The organism is Mesorhizobium sp. WSM1497, from assembly GCF_001672455.2.
GTDB lineage: Bacteria > Pseudomonadota > Alphaproteobacteria > Rhizobiales > Rhizobiaceae > Mesorhizobium > Mesorhizobium ciceri.
This window is the reverse complement of record NZ_CP021070.1, coordinates 2,028,822-2,048,482: the sequence shown is the minus strand read 5'-3', so window position 1 is coordinate 2,048,482 and position 19,661 is coordinate 2,028,822. Positions and strand designations below refer to the sequence as shown.

Genomic DNA, 19,661 nt, shown 5'->3' with positions numbered 1-19,661 from the left:
CAAGCCTGCCACAAGCTTGTTGAGGCATGGTCTGGTCAGGGAAAACCGGTAAAAGGCGGACTTTCTTGGCGATTTCTCCACCCAGCGACATCGTTATGGATGTGGCCCGAGCCGTCGACCCGGCGGATATCGAGACCGCCCGCGCCGCGCTGACGAAGCGGGCCGGCGGCGCTGCGGGCACGTTTTCACTCGACGCAGCCGCTTCCGTCGATGCCGGCTCGATCCTGTCGCGCGCCACCGCCGACAAGGCCGCCGCTGCAACCGACCCGGCCAAGAAATTCAAGAAGTTCGAGGCGATGGTGCTGCAGACCTTCATCCAGAACATGCTGCCCAAGGACACCGAGGGCGTCTACGGCAAGGGCTTGGCCGGCGACATGTGGAAATCGCAGCTTGCCGAGCGGGTGGCGGACGTAATGGCCGAACGCGGCGGCATCGGCATCGCCAAATCGATGCTCGCCGACCACTATCTCGAAGGCAAGCGCGTCGTGCCCGTCGGTCCGGTTTCGGGCGGGCCGGAAAAGGCCGAGGTCGACCAGCAAAACAGCCTGTCGACCTCGCTGGTCCATCAATTGCAGCGCAAGGCTGCGGGATCGATGACCGGTGACGAGACGACCATAAAAACAAATATCAAGATCTAAATTGGGAAACGCCATGGCCGACTTTTCGGAATCCACCCCCAACCTGCCAGCACGCACGACCACGTCGGAAGCGCCGATCCCGTTCGCGCGGCCCGGCAACCTCGCCGCCATCATCGGCCGCATCGAGGAAGTGGTCGAGGAAGAGACGGCAGGCATCCGTAACGCCACCAACTATGATCTCAAGGCATCGAACGCCCGCAAGAGCCGCTACCTCTACGAGTTGACCCGCGCCATGAAGGGCGGCAGCGAAGCCGAATTCCTCGAGCAGCACCGCGAGGGCCTGACCCGGCTGCGCCAGAAGCTGGCGAAGAACGAAGCGGCGATCCTGGCGCATCTCAGCGCGGTCAACGAAGTCGCCAGCCTGCTGCGGCACGCCATCCAGCGCGCCGAGACCGACGGCACCTATTCCGCCGGCGAGTTCGGCTGGATAAAGGCGTGATGGCGAACACAGGCGACACGTCGGAGATCCTGCCTCGGCAACGGCGCCGTGCCGCGTTGCCATTGCAAGGGACTGACAAGGCCCGATGATCAAGGTCATCGCCATCGCCGTCTGGATCTGCGCCGCAACGCTGGGCGCCGTGTTCTATTCTTTCCAGGCGGCCGGCGAGCGCGGTGTCGGCGAAACGCCGAAGCCGATGCTGGGCGGCCTCGACTACGTCAAGACCGACATCATTTCGGTGCCGCTGATCCGCGATTCCGAGATCGGCGGCTATTTCCTGACCAAGCTTGTCTACACGGTCGAACCCGAGCAGATCAAGAAACTGTCCATTCCCGCCGAAGCGCTGATCACCGACCAGGTTTATTCCTACCTCTATTCCAATCCGCAGATCGACTTCACCAACAAGGCGACGATCGATCTCGATGCCTTCCGCGCCGCGATCCGCGATACCGTCAACACGCGTGTCGGGGCGCCTTTGGTGCATGAGGTTCTGATCGACCAGGTCAATTTCCTGTCGAAGGACGAAATCCGCGACAACTGGCTGCGCCGCAAGAAAAGCGAGACGGCGAGCGAAATGACCAAGGCGTTCAAGGAACACTGAGTTGCCGGGCTCGCATTCCCGGCCTCCTCCAGGCTCGCCTGCCGCAACGGCAGGAACCAACCGCCTGAATTCGCGTTGACGTAAACGTCAACCCAAAGCTATATGCGGCAGCGACCGTGATCGCGAAACCGCGGCACGGGCTTCGGCTGGATCGAAGCGCCGTTGCGAGACAGATGCAACCAGACAAGGAGAACAGCGTGAGCGTTCAGGAGATTGCCGAAAAGATCAAGTCGCGCGTGGCCAGCAGCGGGTTCGATCGTTCCGTGAAATTCGACACCGGCAGCGACGGCGTCATCGTCATCGACGGCGCAACCGTCTCGAACACCGATGCACCCACCGACTGCACCATCAAGCTCTCGCTCGACGATCTCGATTCGCTGATCGCTGGCGACCTGAACCCGACAATGGCGTTCATGACCGGCAAGATAAAGGTCGAAGGCGACATGACCGTTGCCATGGCGCTCAGCCAGCTGATCGGCTGAAGGCATGCAGGCGCCCAAGGTGGGCGCCCACCAATCGCGAAAAAACGCCGCCTTTTCGGGCGGCGTTTTTGCATGAAATGCTGGCGGCTTCGTATCTCAGGCCGCCGATATCAATTCCTGCGCCTTCAGCTTGCGGCCGGCCGCCCTCAGCGTGCCGTGCACGCCGTCAAGCGCGCCTTCCACCAGTTCCAGCGCCAGCAGGCGGTGCCGCTCATAGGGTCCCGGCATGGCAAGCGAACCGGTCTTCTCGGCCGAGAAGCCGAAGCGCGCGTAATAGGGCGCATCGCCGACCAGAAGGATCGCGGCATGGCCAAGACGTGCCGCCTCGGCGATGGCATGGCGCATCAGGGCCGAGCCGATGCCGGCGTTCTTGAGCGACGGATCGACGGCAAGCGGGCCAAGCAGCAGCGCAGCCGCACCGCCCTCGCCCAGCCTGACGTCCCACAGCCGCACGGTGCCGGCGACGCCGCCCGAGCCATCGCGGGCGACGAAGGCCAAGCCTTCCGAGGGCCGCCGGCCACGCCGCAGCTTCTCCGACGACTTTTTCCTGCGCTTCGGCCCCATGGCCCGATCGAGCAACGCCTCGCGCGCCGCAACATCGGCGGCGGTTTCGGCAACCATTACAAAGGCCGGTGCGTGGCCCCCAATTTCAACTGGCATTTCCATTTCCGTAATCCCTGGCGAGCGGAGATCTGTTCCACAGGCGAGCCCGGGTGGACGAAAGTCGCCCACCTGGGATGATCTGATCGGCTCTCTCAGCGCATTTTCAGGCGAAGTTGTGTCCGGTTCGCCGTTCGAAAATGCGCTGAGCAAGCGCCGTCAGATCACGTAGGATCGGAGAGGCTCGAAGCCGTTGAAGGCGACCGCCGAGTAGGTGGTCGTGTAGGCGCCGGTGCCTTCGATCAGCACCTCGTCGCCGATGGTCAGCGACAAAGGCAGCGGATAGGGCGTCTTCTCGTACATCACGTCGGCCGAATCGCAGGTCGGGCCGGCGAGCACGCAAGGTGCGGTCTCCGTGCCGTCATGCGCGGTGACGATCGGGTAGCGGATCGCCTCGTCCATCGTCTCGGCCAGGCCGCCGAACTTGCCGATGTCGAGGAACACCCAGCGCACATTGTCGTTGGCGGCCTTCTTCGAGATCAGAACGACTTCCGACTTGATGACGCCGGCATTGCCGACCATGCCACGGCCCGGCTCGATGATGGTCTCGGGAAGCGCATTGCCGAAATGCTTGCGCAGCGCCGAGAAGATCGCCTGGCCATAGGCCTGGGCGGCCGGCACGTCACGCAGATAGCGCGTCGGGAAACCACCGCCCATATTGACCATCTTCAAGACGATGCCTTCCTCGGCCAGCGTCGCGAACACCACCTTGGCGTCGGCCAACGCACGGTCCCAGGCGGTCAGGTCGGTCTGCTGCGAGCCGACATGGAACGACACGCCATAGGCGTCGAGGCCGAGCCCCTTGGCATGGCGCAGCACGTCGACGGCCATCGCCGGCACGCAGCCGAACTTGCGCGACAGCGGCCACTCGGCGCCCTCGCCATCGGTCAGCACGCGGCAGAACACGCGCGCACCGGGCGCGACGCGGGCGATCTTCTCGACCTCTTCGACGCAATCGACGGCGAACAGGCGGATGCCGAGCTGGTAGGCGCGTGCGATGTCACGCTCCTTCTTGATGGTGTTGCCGAAGGAGATGCGGTCCGCCGGCGCACCAGCGTCCATCGCCATCTCGACTTCGGCAACGGAAGCGGTGTCGAAGGACGAGCCCATCGCAGCAAGCAGGCGCAGGATTTCCGGCGCCGGGTTTGCTTTCACCGCATAGTAGATCCTGGAATCGGGCAGCGCCTTCTCGAAGGCGCGGAAATTGTCGCGCACGACATCGAGGTCGACGACGAGGCAGGGGCCGGTCGGACGTCGGGTGGCGAGGAAGTCAAGGATGCGCTGGGTGGCCATCGGGGTCTCTCCATCAGCGCCTTTCGGCGCGCAATAAGGCTGCGGGACGCGGGCTGTCGGCCTCGCGAACTCGCGGTGGACAAAGGCGGGACGGAAATCCATGGAACCAGCCGGTGGAGACCCCGGAACCATGAAGCGCCGTCTCGCGGCGGTGACCTTGGCCTTGCCCGGCCTCGGTTCGCTTTGTCTGCCTTGGCTTGGATGGGAGACCCGTCCGCACTGCCGGCAATGAAGGTGTGCCTCTTCAGTAACCCCGGTTTTTGGACAACCGGCAGAACACCAGAAAGGCCCGCACCGTCGTTGCTTCAAGGTGTCCTCGGGCTGGCGGTTGGCCGCTAGACCGACTGGAGGGGTTGGCTCCAGTTACCTTACCGATTTCCCTCACCATTCGAGGATCGGCGGACACCCACAGGCACGTGCGACTTTGGGCAAGCGCGATATAAGGGCGAAGACTTTCACAATCAATAAAAATCGTATCGCAGGTTGTAAAATTTCTGGCGTCGAACAATGTTGCGGCAACCGTATCCGGATATCGAACGATGACAGGCACGCACGGCCCTCTCAACGCCTTTCTCGATCTTCGCCAGATGCCCGTGGCACATGCCCAGCTTGGCCCGCTGGCCGGCGTGCGGCTGGCCGTCAAGGACATATACGACGTCGCCGGCTACCGCACCGGTTGCGGCAATTTGCAAAAATTCGCCGAAAGCCACGCGGCCTCGCGCACCGCACCCGCCGTGCAGATGATCCTCGATGCCGGCGCACGCTTCGTCGGCAAGACGCAGACCGACGAGCTCGCCTTCGCGCTGTTCGGTCAGAATGCGCATTTCTCGTTTCCGGTGAACCCGGCGGCACCCGACCGCGTCACCGGCGGCTCCTCATCGGGGTCGGCGGCGGCGGTGGCGGGCAGGCTGGCCGATATCGCCACTGGTTCCGACACCGGCGGCTCGATCCGAGCACCGGCGAGCTTTTGCGGACTGATCGGGCTGCGCACCACGCATGGCCGCATTTCGCTCGACGGCACGATGAAGCTGGCGCCGAGCCTCGACACGTTCGGCTGGTTCGCCGACGACATCGAGACCTACGAGACCGTCGGCAAGCTGCTGCTCGGCCGCGATCCGCACCAGCACGTGTTGGACCGGCCGCTGGCGCTGGATTGGCTGGACGGGCTGGTCGCCCGCCCGGCGCTGGCCGAATATGCCGGAATGAAGGGGCTGGCGGGCGCGGTTTTCGGCGCGCCGGCGACGCCGGCAATCCGCTTCTCCTCATCTCCCGATGAACTTTACTGGTGCTTTCGCCGGCTGCAGGCCAGGGAGGCCTGGGCGGTGCATGGCGAATGGATCACCAGCGGCGAGCGCGGCCTCGGCCCCGGCGTCGAGGAGCGTTTCGGCTTCGGCCGCGCCGTCGACGACAAGACAGCGCAGGCCGAGAAGGTGCGGCGTCTGACCTTTCGCGGCGAACTGAGCGCCCTGCTCGGCAAGGACGGCTTCCTTGTCTTGCCGACGGTGCCTGGTCCGGCGCCTTACGTGGACAGCACGCCGGAGCAGTTCCAGGCCTATCGCGAACGGGCGCTCCAGCTTCTGTGCCTGGCCGGCCTGTCCGGTTTTCCACAGATCACACTGCCCGTCGGCTCGGTCGCCGGCGCCCCGTTCGGCCTGTCGCTGCTTGGCCCTTCCGGCAGCGACATTGCCCTGATACGGCTCGGCCGGAAACTTCTCGACGCGGCACGAAAGGCCTGACCATGGACACACTGACGCGCATGCGTGCCTTCATCGACGTGGTCGAGGCCGAGGGCTTTTCCGCGGCGGCGCGCAAGATCGGCCGCTCCAAGGCCTTGCTGTCGAAATATGTGCGCGAGCTGGAGGACGAACTCGGCGCTTTGCTGCTCAACCGCACCACGCGCCAGTTCTCGATGACCGAGGCCGGCCACACCTATTACCGGCGCGCCTCGGAGATCGTGCGCGAGGTCGACAGCCTGGCCGACGCGGTGCGCGAATCCTCCGGCGACGTGCGCGGCCGGATCAAACTGTCGGCGCCCCGCACCTTCGCCGACGCGCCGATCGGCCAGTCGCTGATCGACTTCGCCAAGCAGCATCCAGACATCGTGCTCGACATCCAGCTCGACGACCGCTTCGTCGATCTGGTCGAGGAAGGCTTCGACCTTGCGGTGCGCATCTCGCGGCTGGAGAACTCGTCGCTGATCGCCAGGCGGCTGGCGCCGTTTTCGATAAAGCTCTGCGCCTCCCCCGAACTGATCGCCAAGCACGGCACGCCGACACGGCCGCAGGATCTCAGCCGCATGCCTTGCATCGTCGACACCAATGGCCGCGGACTGAACAACTGGCCGTTCAAGGGCGACAATGGCGATCCGGTCAGCGTTTCGGTGTCGGGTCCGATCGAGGTCAACAGCCCGATGACGGCGAGAGCCGCTGCCGTGTCCGGGCTGGGATTCACCGTCCTGCCGGATTTCATTGCCGCGCCCGATCTCGCGAGCGGCCGGCTGGTGTCGGTGATGGATGACCGTATCCTGTCGGGCGGCGGCATCTTCGCCGTCTACCCGCACCGCCGCTATCTGCCGGCCAAGGTCCGCGTTTTCGTCGACTTCCTGGTGCAGTGGTTCAGGACGCGTGAAGTTGCCTGACCCACTTCAGCCGAGCAGCGGTCCCAATTTCGCCCCCTTTCTGGTAACTCTCGGCAACTCTTCCGAGGCCTAGGGAATCGCGACCGAGAATGCACCTGAAACGGCACGCAATCATGCTGGCTTCGGCCTTGGCGGCTAGCTTTGCCGCCACTGGACCCGCTTACGTGCATCCACACGTCTTCGCCGAGGCTCGCCTCGATGTGATCCTCTCCCCGGATCACCAAAGCGTGAAGGCTCTGCGTCATCTCTGGCGCTTCGACGATCTGTTTTCCTCGACGGTGATGATGGAATTCGACAAGAACTCCGACCTGAAGCTCGACGACAAGGAGCTGAAGGAAGTCGCCGACACCGTTCATGCCTCGTTGGCGGAGTTCAATTACTTCCAGCTCGTCACCGTCGACGGCAAGGACGTGGCGATGACGCCGCCGCCGCATCTGATGGCCAATTTCGACAACGACCAGCTGATCATCCTGTTCGAGTCCGAACCGAAGGTGCCGATCAAGCTCAACGGCAAGATCGATATCGGCGTCTACGATCCGACATTCTACACGGCGATCGACTTCACCGAGGACTCCAACATCACGGTCGAAGGCCTGCCCTCGAACTGCACCAGCAAGGTGGTCCGTCCCGACCCCGACGAGGCCATCAAGGAAAACCAGAAGACCCTCACCGATGCCTTCTTCAACGATCCGACCGGCACCGATATGAGCAAGATCTTCGCCACCAAGCTCGAACTGACCTGTCAGCCAGAAGGATGAAGCCGGTGACGAAACCGTCCCTGCGTTTGGCATTCGGCCTGTTGGCCCTCACAGTCGCCATGATGCATTTCGCCGACGCCGCTCATGCCCAGAGTTCGCTCGGCATCGGCGTCAATGACGGCATGGCGCCCACCACCGGCCCGTTCGCCCATATCCTGATGTGGATCAATCTCAGGCAGCAGGAATTCTACCGCGCGCTGGCAACGGCGATGAAGGCGATGCGCCAGGACGGCAGCAAGATCTGGATACTCGTCGGCCTGTCCTTCGCCTACGGTATTTTCCATGCCGCCGGCCCCGGTCACGGCAAGGCGGTGATCTCGTCCTACATGGTGGCCAATGAAGTGGCGTTGCGGCGCGGCATCCTCTTGTCCTTCGTCTCGGCGCTGCTGCAGGGCCTGACCGCGGTCGCGGTGATGGGGGTCGCCTATTTCGTCCTGCGCGGCACCTCCGTCTCGATGACGGACGCAGCCTGGTTCATGGAGATCATGAGCTTTGTCTTCGTCACCCTGTTCGGCGCCTGGCTGCTGTGGCGCAAACTCGGTCCTTCCGTCCTGCGTCTGTTCGGCAAGGGCCCGGCCTACAGCCTGTCGGCGGCTCATGCCGGCCATTCTCACGCCGGTCATTCTCACGGGGGTCATTCGCACGGCGCGCATTCGCATGCCGGCCATTCCCATGCAGCTCACAGCCATTCGGCGCATGCCCATTCGCACGCGCTGCACGCGCATGACCATGTGCACGACCCTTCGCACGATCATCACGATCATGCCGAGCACGATCATGCTCATCACGATCACGCGGCCGGCGAAGTCTGCGACACCTGCGGCCATTCGCACGCACCCGATCCGGCGCTGCTGTCAGGCGACCGCTTCGACTGGCGCACGGCCTGGACAGCGGTGGCGGCGGTCGGCATCCGCCCCTGCTCCGGCGCGCTGATCGTGCTCAGCTTCGCCCTGCTCAACGGCCTCTGGCTCGGCGGCCTGCTGTCGGTTCTGGCAATGTCGCTGGGCACCGCCATCACCGTTTCGGCACTGGCGACGCTGGCGGTGACCGCCAAGAACTGGGCGGTCTATTTCGCCGGCGACGGCCGCATGGGCAACCGCATCCACTCGATCGTCGAGATCGGCGGCGCCGCCTTCGTGTTCCTGTTCGGACTGCTGCTGCTGTCGGCAAGCCTGGCGAGCGGCGGATGATGCCCGGCGCCAAGAGGCTCGGAGTTTAACCCGCGATCTTGCCGCCCAGCTCATCCGCGATGTGAGCGCGGATGATCTCGTCAAAACTCTTTTCGGCGCTGAATCCGAGCTCCCGTGACCGCTTTGCCTCGAAGCGCGTCGGCCAGCCCTTGACGATCGCCCAGATCGTGTCATCCGGAACCTCGCGGATCAGGCTTACCGCCTTCGGCCCGGCGATGCGTTCCAGCGCCTCGATCTGCTCGCCGACGGTGACGGCGACGCCGGGCATCGTCAGATTGCGGCGTGGCCCGACAGCGCTGCCGTCGATCCCCGCCGCATGGATCAGGAAGTTCACCGCCGAGCGCGGGCTGGCATGCGTGTGCACGACCGAGCGCGGCACCGGCAGGATCGCCTCATGGCCGCTCAACGGCTCGCGGATGATGCCCGAGAAGAAGCCGGACGCCGCCTTGTTCGGCTTGCCCGGCCGCACGCAGATTGTCGGCAGCCGGATGCCGATACCGTCGAAGAACCCGCGCCTGGAATAGTCGGCCAGCAGCGCTTCGCTCATCTGCTTCTGGGTACCATAAGAGGTCAGCGGCGTCGGATGGAAGTCATCGGGAATGACGTCCGGGAACGGCGCGCCGAACACCGCGATCGACGAGGTGAAGACGACGCGCGGCGCAAAGCCCGCCACCCGGATGGCATCGAACAGGGCGCGCGTGCCATCGAGATTGACGCGGTAGCCGAGTTCGAAATTCGCCTCCGCCTCGCCCGATACGATGCCGGCGAGATGAAAGACGACGTCGGGGCGCGATGCGACCAGGCGCTCAGTGGCACCCGCTTCGGCGAGATCGCCGGTGTGCAGCGTGACGCTGACGCCATCCAGGCTCGGCGCCTGTGGCGGCACGATATCGTGGAGATCGAGCGCGGTGATCTTGCCCCCGCGCAGCGTACCGTCCTTGGCCAGCCGGGCGATGAGCTTGCGGCCGACCATACCCGCGGCGCCAGTGATCAGAATGCGCATGTCGAAGATCCCTTGCCTATTTACCCTGGTTTTTGCGCTGGTTGCGGGCGCGCAGCCAGAACACCGAGAAGAACGCCAGCACGAAGACGATGCCAAAGGCGCCGGCCAGCACGGTGGAAAGGCTGCCGAGTGCCAGCATTGCCGTCGGCAGATAGTAGGCGCCTATACCGAACAGCAGCATGATCCACGCGGCGGCGATGACCGCGTTCCTGGTGTCGCGGTCCATCATGCCGCGTCCGGAGGATGGGCGTTCGTCAAGCTGGTTTTCAAGGTTTTGCAACTCCTGAGGCAGGACGATCGACATCGATCGATCCGGTCCTAGTGATGGTGGTCGTGGTATGCAGCCGCTTCATGCTCGTGCCCGTGGTCGTGCTCGTCGCCATCGTCGGCGCATTGGCCGAATTCCGGTTCCACGGTGGCATGGCTGATGCCGTGCTCGCTGGCAAGCCGCTTCTTGACGGCACTCACCGCCTGATGCGCATCGACGCCCTCGTCGAGACAGGCATGCAGCGTCGCCATGTTGCTGGTCCCGTCGAGCGACCAGACATGCATGTGGTGCACTTCGCGCACGCCCTGGATGGTCGCCTCGATATCGCTGGCGATCAGATCTCGGTCGAGGCTTGGCGGCACGCCCTCGAGCAGGACATGGGCGGCTTCTCGCATCAGCGACCACGCCGTGTAGAGGATCAGCAGCGAAACCAGGACCGACAGGATCGGGTCGATCGGCGTCCAGCCGGTCGCCAGGATGACCAGCGCCGCCGCGATGGCCGCCGCCGAGCCGAGCAGGTCGCCAAGCACATGCAGAATGGCGCCGCGCATGTTCAGGCTCTCGCGGTCGCCGCCATGTAGCACGAAGAACGAGCCGAGGTTCACCAGCAGGCCGAGGATCGCCACCACCAGCATCGGCCCGCCAAGCACCGGCGCCGGCGCCTGCAGGCGTCCCCAGGCCTCATAGACGATCCACAGCGCGATGACGAAGATGGCGATGCCGTTGGTATAGGCCACCAGTGTCTTGACCCGGCCGAAGCCGTAGGTGAGGCGAACGGTCGCCGGCCGGCCGCCAAGATGAAACGCATACCAGGCAAGGCCGAGCGCGATCGAATCGGCGAGCATGTGGCCGGCATCGGCCAGCAGCGCCAGCGAGCCCGTGAGGATGCCGCCAAGCGCCTCGGCGACCATGAAGCCGCCGGTCAGGCAGGCTGCGATCAGAACGCGTTTCTTGTCGGTCGAGCCGTGCACATGACCAGGGCCGTGACCGTGCCCGGTGTGATCGTGGGTATGTGCCAATAGTGAACTCCTAAGCGCCGAATTCCGCGCGAAAATCCTCGAGCCGTCGCTTCTGCCGGCCGTCGCCATCGAAATTGGCCGGATCGAGCCACGCCTCATAGGCACTGCGCAGCGCCGGCCATTCCTTGTCGATGATCGAATACCACGCAGTGTCGCGGTTTTCACCCTTGACGATGAGATGCTGGCGGAAAATGCCTTCGAACTTGAAGCCGAACCGCTCGGCGGCCCGCTTCGATGGCTCGTTGCGGTTGTTGCACTTCCATTCGTAGCGGCGATAGCCGAGCCCGTCGAAGATGTATTTCATGAACAGGAACTGCGCTTCGGTTGCTCCCGGCTTGCGCGAGATGAGCGGTCCCCAATAGATGTTGCCGATCTCGATGACGCCGAAGGCCGGATCGATGCGCATCAGCGTCTGGCGTCCGGCGACCTTGCCGCTGGCCTTGTCGATGACGGTGAAGAACAGCGGATCCTCGCTGGCCTCGACTTTGTCCAGCCATGGCTGGAAGGCGGCGCGGGTCTCCGGCGGATAATCGGGCAACCAGGCGAAGCGGTCGTCGATATCGGACACGGAGGAGGCTTCATAGAGGCCGTCGCCGTGTTTTGCAGCGCTCAGCGGTTCAAGCCGGACGTATCGACCGTCGATGGTCTTGCGTTCAGGCCGCGGACGCGGTTGCCAATCCTTCAGATTTTCCGACACCGAATGCTCCAATCCGTTTGACTTTTGCGTGCTGAGGCTCACAAAAACGCGACCCAACAGCAAGAACCACACGGACGGGAAAAATGCTCCACACGATTTCGGCCTTCGACCGCCTTGGCGAGGAAAACGCCTTTGCCGTGCTTGCGAGGGCCACAGCACTTGCCCAACAAGGCCGCGACATCGTCAATCTCGGCATCGGCCAGCCCGACTTCAAGACGCCGCAGCACATCGTCGAGGCGGCGATCAAGGCGCTGCGCGACGGCCATCACGGCTACACGCCGGCCAATGGCCTGCTGGCGACGCGCGAGGCGGTGGTGCGCCGCACGCTGACCACCACCGGTGTCGAGATATCGCCCGAAACGGTGATGATCCTGCCCGGCGGCAAGCCGACCATGTTCGCCGCGATCCTGATGTTCGGCGAGCCCGGCGCCGAGATCCTCTACCCGGACCCCGGCTTCCCCATCTACCGCTCGATGATCGAGTTCACGGGTGCGGCACCCATTCCCGTGCCGATGCGCGAAGAAAACGGCTTTGCCTTCTCGGCCGAGGAGACGCTGGCGCTGATCACCTCGAAGACCAGGCTGCTGATCCTCAACTCGCCCGCCAATCCGACCGGCGGCGTCACGCCTCGCGCCGAGATCGAGAAACTGGTCAAGGGGCTGGAGGCGCATCCGCAGGTCGCCATCCTCTCCGACGAGATCTACGACGTCATGACCTATGATGGCGAGACGCATTGCTCGCTGCTCGGCTTTCCCGAAATCCGCGACCGGCTGATCGTGCTCAATGGCTGGTCGAAGACCTGGGCGATGACCGGCTGGCGCATGGGCTGGTCGATCTGGCCGAATGGCGACAAGGGCGCCCATCTCTACGACAAGGTGCGCAAGCTGGCGGTCAATTGCTGGTCCTGCGTCAACGCGCCGAGCCAGTTTGCCGGCATCGCGGCCATCGACGGCCCGCAGGACGACGTCGACAAGATGATGCGCGCCTTCGACCGCCGCCGGAAGATCGTCGTCGAGGGACTGAATGCCCTGCCCAATATTTCCTGCATCACGCCCAAGGGCGCGTTCTACGCCTTCCCCAACGTCTCGAAGACCGGCTGGAAGGCCAAGAAGCTCGCCTCGGCACTGCTCGACGAGGCCGGCGTGGCGCTGATCGGCGGCCCCGATTTCGGCATTCTCGGCGAAGGCTATATCAGGCTCTCCTACGCCAATTCCGAGGAGAACATCTTGCGCGCGCTGGAGCGGATCGGAGCATTCCTGGCGAAGTAGGTTTGAAAGCGGGCCGGTGGCCTCTTTCCGGATGGTTGCGGCTGGCGACCATGATGGTGTCATGATCTGTCCGGACACGCACGGCCAAGGCTGGGCGGGCGTGTCGGGAACCGCTACGCTCCCTGGATCAGGATCGAAGCAGGTGACATAAAATGTTCTACGCAATCCTTGCCTATCACGTGGAAGATGCGATCAAGGCGCTGACGCCGCAGGAAGATGCAGCACTTATGGCCGACCTGCTGAAGATCAACACCCGGCTTCATGAGGAAGGCACGCTGGGGCCGTCCGCGCGTCTGGGCGCAACACAGGATGCCATCACCCTGCGCGGCCCGGGCGACGGTGTGATCATCGACGGTCCTTTCGCCGAAACCAAGGAACAGTTGCTCGGGCTCTATGTCGTCGACTGCGCCACGCGAGACGAGGCCATCGCGATCGCCCGCGACCTTCGCCGCGTCAATCCCACCGCCGTTTACGAGATCAGGCCCATTCTGCTGTTCAAGCCCGGCGTGCCGCTGGCCGGGAAATAACTACCCACGCCCGACAAACGGCATCTTGGTCGCCATCACGGTCATGAACAGCACGTTGGCGTCGAGCGGCAGGCTGGCCATGTGGACGACGGCGTTGGCGACATGCTGAACATCCATCACCGCTTCGGCTGCGATCGAGCCATTGGCCTGCGGCACACCGACCGTCATCGGCTGTGCCATATCGGTCAGCGCATTGCCGATGTCGATCTGGCCGCAGGCGATGTCATAGGGCCGGCCGTCGAGCGCCAGCGTCTTGGTCAGTCCGGTGATGGCATGCTTGGTCGCCGTGTAGGGCACCGAGCCTGGGCGCGGCGCATAGGCCGACACCGAACCGTTGTTGATGATGCGGCCACCCATCGGCTTCTGCTTGCGCATGGCGCCAAAGGCGGCACGGGCGCACAGGAACGAACCGGTGAGGTTGACGCCGACGATATCGTTCCACACTTCGACCGGTATCTCGTCGATCGGCGTCGATTTGTAGCCCATGCCGGCATTGTTGAAGAGCAGGTCGACACGGCCGAAGGCCGCCGCCACGGTCTCGAACAGATCGTCGACCTCGCCTGCCTTGCTGATATCGCAGGCAACCGCCAGGGCCTTGGCGCCGGTGGACCCGGCCTCAGCCACGGCTGCATCCAGCACGGATTTGCGGCGTCCGCAGAACACCGTGTTCCAGCCGGCCTTGAGCAGCGCCGTGGCAACGCTCTTGCCGATGCCCGTGCCGGCCCCGGTGACGATGGCGGTTCTTTGCTCGGTCATGGGCTATTGTCCTCCGGCAGCGCTGCGCTTGCTCGACTGATTTTGGGGGGTTGGCTCGAAAAGGAAGGCATCGCAAATGACGGCGGCGATGGCAAGCGCGTCCATCCGGCGGACCGACAAAAAGGGCGGCCATTGGCGACCGCCCCTGATCTGAACCGGGCTTGGGAGGAGGAAAAGCCGATCCGACTGGATAGAATGATGCGCTTGCTGGGTTAATGAGCGGTTAACCCGGAAAGTGCGCCTTGTGCCGTTTTGGCCTACCAGCGCGGATTGGGTGACGTCCCGGCCTTGGCCGGTACCTTGGCCGCCGAAACCGTCGCCTCGACATGGTCGACCAGCGCGTCCGGCAGGCCGAGCCGGCCGGCGAGCAGATCGAGATAACCGCGCTCGGCGCGTGTGTCGGGATCGATGGTCAGGCGCGACGCCGTGTAGAGTTCGAGCTTCTGCGCATCGGTCTTGGCGCCGGCCACCAGCGTGTCGAGGTCGAGCGGGCTTGCCAGCTCCGCCATCAGGAACTTTTCGGCATCGGAGCCTATGCCGGCCAGGCTGAGCTTGCCGGCGATCTTCTGGCGCTCTTCATCGTCGATATGGCCATCGGCCTTCGCCGCCGAGATCATCGCCCGCACCAGGGTCAGCGTGAATTCGTCCTCGCCTTGCGGCGCCTGCGACGGGTGGAAGGGGGTATCCTTGGGCGGCGGCAGCAATTCCGGTTGGCCGGCCGCCGGTGCTTCCGCGGGCGCGTTGCCGGCCTTGTAATTCTGGTAGGCCTTGTAGGCGAGGCCGCCGATCGCGGCCAGTCCGCCAAGCTTCACCGCGGCGCCCGTCACGTTGCGGCCAGTACCGGTTCCGAGCAGCACCGCGGCCAGCGCACCGGCGGCCAGCGGATTGTCCTTGGCCATCTGCACGGCCTGCCCCGCCTTGTCGCGAACGGTGCCGCTGGTGCCGGGGATTTGCGAGCCGAGCAGATCGTCGAGAAGCTTCTTGGGATCGAACATTCAGTGCCTCCAGGATTTGCCCGGCCAACGGGCGGGTTTCGAACGTCGAAGACGTAGGTCCCGAAACTTGAGATTGCAATGACAGGCAGCCGCTTTGCAGCAGCACGATGCTGGATCAGGAGCCGATATGCGGCCCCCTGCCCCGCGCCTGCGCAAGCTCGACCTGGCGCTGGCGCTCGGCATAACGCTGGCGGTCCTCGTCCGAACGCGCATCGAAGCAATGCGGGCACGAAATACCGGCAGCGAATTTGGGCGACGTCAGCTCGCCCGGCGTCAGCGGGTGGCGGCAGGCGCGGCACAGTTCCGCGTCGCCCTCGGCAAGGCCGTGCGACACCGAAACCCGCTCATCGAAGACGAAGCACTCGCCTTGCCAGAGGCTCTGTTCGGCCGGAACCTCTTCGAGGTATTTGAGGATACCGCCCTTGAGATGGAAGACATCCTCGAAGCCGAGCGATTTGACATAGGCGGTCGCCTTTTCGCAGCGTATGCCGCCGGTGCAGAACATCGCAACCTTGCGGCCTTCGAGCTCCGCCCGGTGCGTTTCCACCCAGGCCGGGAACTCGCGAAAGCTTGCGGTGGCCGGGTCGATCGCACCCTTGAACGTGCCGATCGACACCTCATAGGCGTTGCGCGTGTCGATGATGACAGTGCCGGGCTGCGAAATCAGAGCGTTCCAGTCGGCCGGCGCAACGTAGGTGCCGGCACTTTTCGAAGGATCGATGTCATCGACACCCATGGTGACGATCTCGCGCTTCAGCCGCACCTTCATGCGATGGAACGGCATGTCCGCGGCCGCGCTGTACTTGACCTCGAGTCCGGCAAGCCCTTCGATGGCTTCGAGATACGCGATCAGTTCGGCAATTGCCGTCTCGCTGCCGGCGACGGTGCCGTTGATGCCTTCATGCGCCAGCAGCAGCGTGCCCTTTATGCCGCGCCCGCAGCAGAATGCGGCGAGCGGCGCGCGCAGTTCTTCGAAAGCGTCGAGCCGGGCAAACCGGTAGAGCGCGGCGACGCGAAGGAGTGGAAGTGATGTCATCGCCGAAGCCACTAGACGCTCGAGCAAGCCGATTCAAGGCAAAGCAGGCATCCTGTTCGGCGGGTCACTGGCGCAAATCTGCACCATGGGTGAATTTGTACCATAGCTGAGATCAGGGAGTCAAGAAAAAATTCCTATCCTGAAAAGCCACCCGGACAAAAGCTGTCGGCACCATCGAGCCGGCAGCCACCCTTGTCAACTTGGGCTTGGCGAGTATGGGCGACGCGTGACATCGCGACACGGCCGGTTTCGTGGACAGGAAAACGGCCTTCTGCTAATCGGTTGAATTGTCCCACGCCACGGAGAGACACATGCCCAGCAAGACCGAAAAACTTCTGTCGCTCCTCAACGGCCAGCCCGTCATCCCGGTGCTGAAGATCTCCGATGTCGCCAATGCCGTGCCGCTGGCCCGCGCTCTGGCGCGCGGCGGCCTGCCTGCGATCGAGATCACGCTGAGGACCGCCGACGCGCTGGAAGCGATCCGGCGGGTCGCTGGTGAAGTCGAGGAAGCCATCGTCGGCGCCGGCACCATTCTCGATGCCAGGCAGTTCGAAGAGGCTGCCGCCGCGGGCTCGCGCTTCATCGTCAGCCCCGGCATCACCCGCGAGCTTCTGTCGGCAGCCGCCGCCAGCGATGTTCCGCTGCTGCCCGGTGCGATCACCCCCGGCGAGATCATGGCCGCGCGCGAAGCCGGCTTGCGCTTCCTGAAATTCTTCCCGGCCGAGCAGTCGGGCGGCATCGCTTCGCTGAAGGCCTTCGCCTCGCCGCTCGCCGATGTGAAATTCTGCCCGACCGGCGGCATCTCGGCCAAGAACGCAGCTGACTATCTCAGCCTGCCCAACGTGGTCTGCGTCGGCGGCTCCTGGGTGGCGCCCGACGACCTCGTCAAGGCCGGCAAATGGGACGAGATCGAAGCCTTGGCGCGCGCGGCGAGCAAGCTCACAAAATAAGGCTTTCATGGCGGCATGGAAAAACCCGGCCGACTTGCGTCGACCGGGTTTCCGCCGGATGTTTTTTCCAGGGCTGCCTTGGCTGGATCAGTTGCAGACCCTGACTTCCCTGACCACCCTATGATGATGCTTCCAGGTCGTGACAACCTTGGTCCGGCAGTGCTTCTTCATGTGCATGTGATCGTGGGTCTTGACGACAATGGTTTCGGCCTGCGTAGGGGCGATGGCCGCCGAAGCGGTTGCCAACGCGATGACCGATGCCAGTAGAATCTTCTTCATGGGTATCCCCGGGTTTGAACGAACGAGGGAGAAACCGTTGACGGCCCGAGGCGTTCCACGATCACGGCAATGTCAGGCCGGTGTGATCGGAAGCCGGCGGGCCGCGCGACCGGATCCGGCCACGCAGCAAAAAGCCGCGCTGGTTGCCCGGCGCGGCTTTGTCGATTGGTTTGCCGTCATTTGGTCTGGAAGCGGGCTACCGACATGAACTTGACGGCGTTGCCGGTGAAGCGATTGGCATCGGCCACCTGGCTGCTCGGCTGGAAGCCAGCGGTGTAGACCTCGCTCGGCGGCGTGTGCACGATGCTGTAGGCGTAACCCGGCGCCGTCGTCGCGCTTGAAACGGTGGCGACCTGCTCGCCGCTGGTCAAGGCCCAACGGGCGGCCTGCGGTGCGGCTGCAACCACCATGGCCTTGGGGCCTGGCTTCAGGTCGCGGGCGGTGGCTCTCGATTCCTTGCGCGTCGTCTTGACGCCGGCGCCGATCGCGGCGGCCGGATCGGAACCGACTGGGCGGGCCACGACAGCATCGCGCGGCGATGCGGTGTTGGTGCCCGGATCGTTGAACGCCGAACGCGGCTCGGACCCGGACAAGGAAGCAAGCTGGTAATCGGCCGCACCGACCTGGGCATTGGCCTCGTCGAGCACGGCCTTGACCGCGTCCGGCCTGGCCATCTCGGGCCGCGCCGTCGGCAGCACCGAGAACGCATCGGTCGCGGTCTTGCCTTGGTCGGCCGTCTCGGCCAGCGCCATCAGCACATCCTTGCTGGGCGGCGCAGCCAGAGCGGCCGGCAGCGAATTGTCGGGACGCCATGTCGGCAACGGTATGTTGTTGACCGCGACCTGGGTCGCATCAGCCGAAGCCGTTGCATCGGCCATGCCGAAAGGAACGCTCGCCGGCGCATGCGCGGTCGCCACGGCCTGCTCGGTGGTGGCTGTCGCCTCCGCCATCGCGAAGGGAACATTCTCAGGCTGCTGCGCGCCGACATCGGCTTTCGGCCGCGGTGCGAAATCCGGCAGCGGAATGCTTCGGGCCGGCAATGCCGCGATGATCGTCTCCGGCGTGTCCTGTTCAGGCTCCGGAGCCTGCTGTTCGGTCACCTGCGGAATCTCGGCGCGCCGCGCATTCTCCGGCGCCACGATGGCGATGCCCGGGAGGTTGCTGGTCTTGGCCGCCGCTGCCGGCTTCAGGTTTCTCGCCTTGGGCGGGGGGGCGGCCGAAGCGGTCTCGACATCGGCGCTGTCGTCGGCCTCGTCGTCGCCGCCGCCACCGAAGAAAGCCGACAGGAATCCACCCGATTTCTTGCTGCTGCCGCCGGCACTGGCCATCTCGATGGCCGGCGAGCCCGATCCCTTGCGCGCCTTGTAGGAGGCGAGCGCCTGCTCAAAGCCGGGCAGCGGCCTGCCGTCGCTCGGCACATGCAGCGTCTTGCCATTGGGGAACAGGGAGACCAGTTCCTGCCGGCTGATACCGGGCCAATGGCGCACATTGCCGACATCCATGTGGACGAACGGCGAACCCGATGACGGATAGTAGCCGACGCCGCCGCCCTGCATCTTGAGGCCGATGTTGCGCAGCTTCTTCAGCGGCACGCCGGGAATATAGAAATCCATCGCCTTGCCGAGCATGTGCTGGCTCTTCTCGGCCACGCCCCTGCTGCGGCTGCGCAGCATCGAGTTCGTCGACGGCGAGCGATAGCCGCAGACGACCTGGATGTAGTCCGTGGCACCTGCTTCCCGATACGCCTCCCAGACGAGATCCAGCAGGCGCGGATCCATCTTGGTTGGCTCGTTGCGACGCCAGTCGCGCAAAATGATGTTGATCTTGCGGAGACCCTCGGGAACGTAGCGGCCGTTGCGCTTGTAGACGATCTCGGCCTTCTCATGGGTGTGGAGATGATAAAGCTTCAGCGACCGTGTTTCGGCGCTGGCTCCGCTCGCAGCCGCGGCAACAAAACCAAAAGCGACAACCAACACTGCCAGCCACTTCGGCCAGACGCTCAAATGATGGTGCCGCCTGTTTGTGTGTCGTTCGATTCTGTTCAAATCAAAAGGCCTTGCAGGCTGCCGTTTGTCCCCGGATTTGTCCAAACGGATGTGGCATTAGCACACCCGAATATCGATCCTAATGGTTAATCATCGCTTATTGAAGCCGAAATGCGGTA

The 19,661-nt window shown here is 64.3% G+C and carries 22 protein-coding genes; 11 read left to right on the top strand and 11 right to left on the bottom strand.

What is annotated here, in order from left to right; translation table 11 throughout:
* Positions 1-26 precede the first annotated feature (26 nt).
* From A9K65_RS10015 to A9K65_RS10000, 4 genes are all read left to right on the top strand, one after another.
* On the top strand, positions 27-638 hold the full coding sequence (locus tag A9K65_RS10015; protein WP_064995631.1) for a rod-binding protein: 612 nt from the start codon (positions 27-29) through the stop codon (positions 636-638).
* 13 nt (positions 639-651) lie between these two features.
* Positions 652-1,077, top strand: a complete 426-nt coding sequence (locus A9K65_RS10010) for a hypothetical protein (protein WP_013529758.1) — start codon at positions 652-654, stop codon at positions 1,075-1,077.
* A gap of 85 nt (positions 1,078-1,162) precedes the next feature.
* Complete coding sequence (locus tag A9K65_RS10005; protein WP_013529757.1) at positions 1,163-1,678, top strand: hypothetical protein; 516 nt, start codon at positions 1,163-1,165, stop codon at positions 1,676-1,678.
* A 197-nt stretch (positions 1,679-1,875) separates the two neighbouring features.
* Entirely contained in the window at positions 1,876-2,160 is a 285-nt protein-coding gene (locus tag A9K65_RS10000) for an SCP2 sterol-binding domain-containing protein (RefSeq protein ID WP_013529756.1), read from the top strand.
* A 96-nt stretch (positions 2,161-2,256) separates the two neighbouring features.
* Here A9K65_RS10000 and A9K65_RS09995 read toward each other — a convergent pair whose 3' ends face one another.
* On the bottom strand, positions 2,257-2,826 hold the full coding sequence (locus tag A9K65_RS09995; RefSeq protein ID WP_064995630.1) for an N-acetyltransferase: 570 nt from the start codon (positions 2,824-2,826) through the stop codon (positions 2,257-2,259).
* Between the two features lie 153 nt (positions 2,827-2,979).
* Positions 2,980-4,113 (bottom strand): ornithine/lysine decarboxylase, encoded by a 1,134-nt coding sequence (gene odc2 / locus A9K65_RS09990; RefSeq protein ID WP_027161415.1) that lies wholly within the window; start codon positions 4,111-4,113, stop codon positions 2,980-2,982.
* Between the two features lie 539 nt (positions 4,114-4,652).
* Here odc2 and A9K65_RS09985 point away from each other — a divergent pair.
* From A9K65_RS09985 to A9K65_RS09970, 4 genes are all read left to right on the top strand, one after another.
* Complete coding sequence (locus A9K65_RS09985; RefSeq protein WP_064995629.1) at positions 4,653-5,849, top strand: amidase; 1,197 nt, start codon at positions 4,653-4,655, stop codon at positions 5,847-5,849.
* Between the two features lie 2 nt (positions 5,850-5,851).
* Positions 5,852-6,751 carry a LysR family transcriptional regulator gene (locus A9K65_RS09980; RefSeq protein ID WP_063168937.1) on the top strand — a complete coding sequence of 300 codons (900 nt, stop codon included), beginning with the start codon at positions 5,852-5,854 and terminating at the stop codon, positions 6,749-6,751.
* Between the two features lie 89 nt (positions 6,752-6,840).
* Positions 6,841-7,509, top strand: coding sequence for a DUF1007 family protein (locus A9K65_RS09975; RefSeq protein WP_027161413.1), 669 nt, complete (start codon positions 6,841-6,843; stop codon positions 7,507-7,509).
* The gene (locus A9K65_RS09970; RefSeq protein WP_064995628.1) at positions 7,506-8,699 is read left to right on the top strand and encodes a nickel/cobalt transporter; all 1,194 of its coding nucleotides are present in this window, start codon (positions 7,506-7,508) and stop codon (positions 8,697-8,699) included. Before A9K65_RS09975 ends, A9K65_RS09970 begins: the two co-directional genes overlap by 4 nt.
* 25 nt (positions 8,700-8,724) lie before the next feature.
* Here A9K65_RS09970 and denD read toward each other — a convergent pair whose 3' ends face one another.
* The 4 genes from denD to A9K65_RS09950 form a co-directional block, all read right to left on the bottom strand.
* Positions 8,725-9,702, bottom strand: coding sequence for a D-erythronate dehydrogenase (gene denD / locus A9K65_RS09965; protein WP_064995627.1), 978 nt, complete (start codon positions 9,700-9,702; stop codon positions 8,725-8,727).
* Positions 9,703-9,718: 16 nt separating this feature from the next.
* Positions 9,719-9,931, bottom strand: a complete 213-nt coding sequence (locus A9K65_RS09960) for a hypothetical protein (protein WP_084016299.1) — start codon at positions 9,929-9,931, stop codon at positions 9,719-9,721.
* A gap of 89 nt (positions 9,932-10,020) precedes the next feature.
* The gene (locus tag A9K65_RS09955) at positions 10,021-10,989 is read right to left on the bottom strand and encodes a cation diffusion facilitator family transporter (protein WP_024502717.1); all 969 of its coding nucleotides are present in this window, start codon (positions 10,987-10,989) and stop codon (positions 10,021-10,023) included.
* A 10-nt stretch (positions 10,990-10,999) separates the two neighbouring features.
* Positions 11,000-11,686 carry a GNAT family protein gene (locus tag A9K65_RS09950; RefSeq protein ID WP_064995668.1) on the bottom strand — a complete coding sequence of 229 codons (687 nt, stop codon included), beginning with the start codon at positions 11,684-11,686 and terminating at the stop codon, positions 11,000-11,002.
* An 83-nt stretch (positions 11,687-11,769) separates the two neighbouring features.
* On the opposite strand from A9K65_RS09950, the gene A9K65_RS09945 reads away from it, so the two are divergent.
* Both A9K65_RS09945 and A9K65_RS09940 read left to right on the top strand, forming a co-directional pair.
* A complete protein-coding gene (locus A9K65_RS09945; protein WP_027161410.1) occupies positions 11,770-12,954 on the top strand; it encodes a pyridoxal phosphate-dependent aminotransferase in 1,185 nt (394 codons plus the stop codon).
* A gap of 152 nt (positions 12,955-13,106) precedes the next feature.
* Entirely contained in the window at positions 13,107-13,481 is a 375-nt protein-coding gene (locus tag A9K65_RS09940; protein WP_013529744.1) for a YciI family protein, read from the top strand.
* Here the strand turns inward: A9K65_RS09940 and A9K65_RS09935 are convergent, their stop codons facing one another.
* From A9K65_RS09935 to A9K65_RS09925, 3 genes are all read right to left on the bottom strand, one after another.
* Positions 13,482-14,237, bottom strand: coding sequence for an SDR family oxidoreductase (locus A9K65_RS09935; protein WP_064995626.1), 756 nt, complete (start codon positions 14,235-14,237; stop codon positions 13,482-13,484).
* 257 nt (positions 14,238-14,494) lie between these two features.
* Entirely contained in the window at positions 14,495-15,232 is a 738-nt protein-coding gene (locus A9K65_RS09930) for a tellurite resistance TerB family protein (RefSeq protein ID WP_013529742.1), read from the bottom strand.
* Positions 15,233-15,347: 115 nt separating this feature from the next.
* On the bottom strand, positions 15,348-16,268 hold the full coding sequence (locus A9K65_RS09925; RefSeq protein WP_013529741.1) for a rhodanese-related sulfurtransferase: 921 nt from the start codon (positions 16,266-16,268) through the stop codon (positions 15,348-15,350).
* A 311-nt stretch (positions 16,269-16,579) separates the two neighbouring features.
* On the opposite strand from A9K65_RS09925, the gene A9K65_RS09920 reads away from it, so the two are divergent.
* Entirely contained in the window at positions 16,580-17,218 is a 639-nt protein-coding gene (locus tag A9K65_RS09920; RefSeq protein WP_063173036.1) for a 2-dehydro-3-deoxy-phosphogluconate aldolase, read from the top strand.
* 87 nt (positions 17,219-17,305) lie between these two features.
* On the opposite strand, the gene A9K65_RS09915 is transcribed toward A9K65_RS09920, so the two are convergent.
* Entirely contained in the window at positions 17,306-17,497 is a 192-nt protein-coding gene (locus tag A9K65_RS09915; RefSeq protein WP_013529739.1) for a hypothetical protein, read from the bottom strand.
* Between the two features lie 176 nt (positions 17,498-17,673).
* Complete coding sequence (locus A9K65_RS09910) at positions 17,674-19,500, bottom strand: DUF882 domain-containing protein (RefSeq protein WP_024502725.1); 1,827 nt, start codon at positions 19,498-19,500, stop codon at positions 17,674-17,676.
* Positions 19,501-19,661 lie beyond the last annotated feature (161 nt).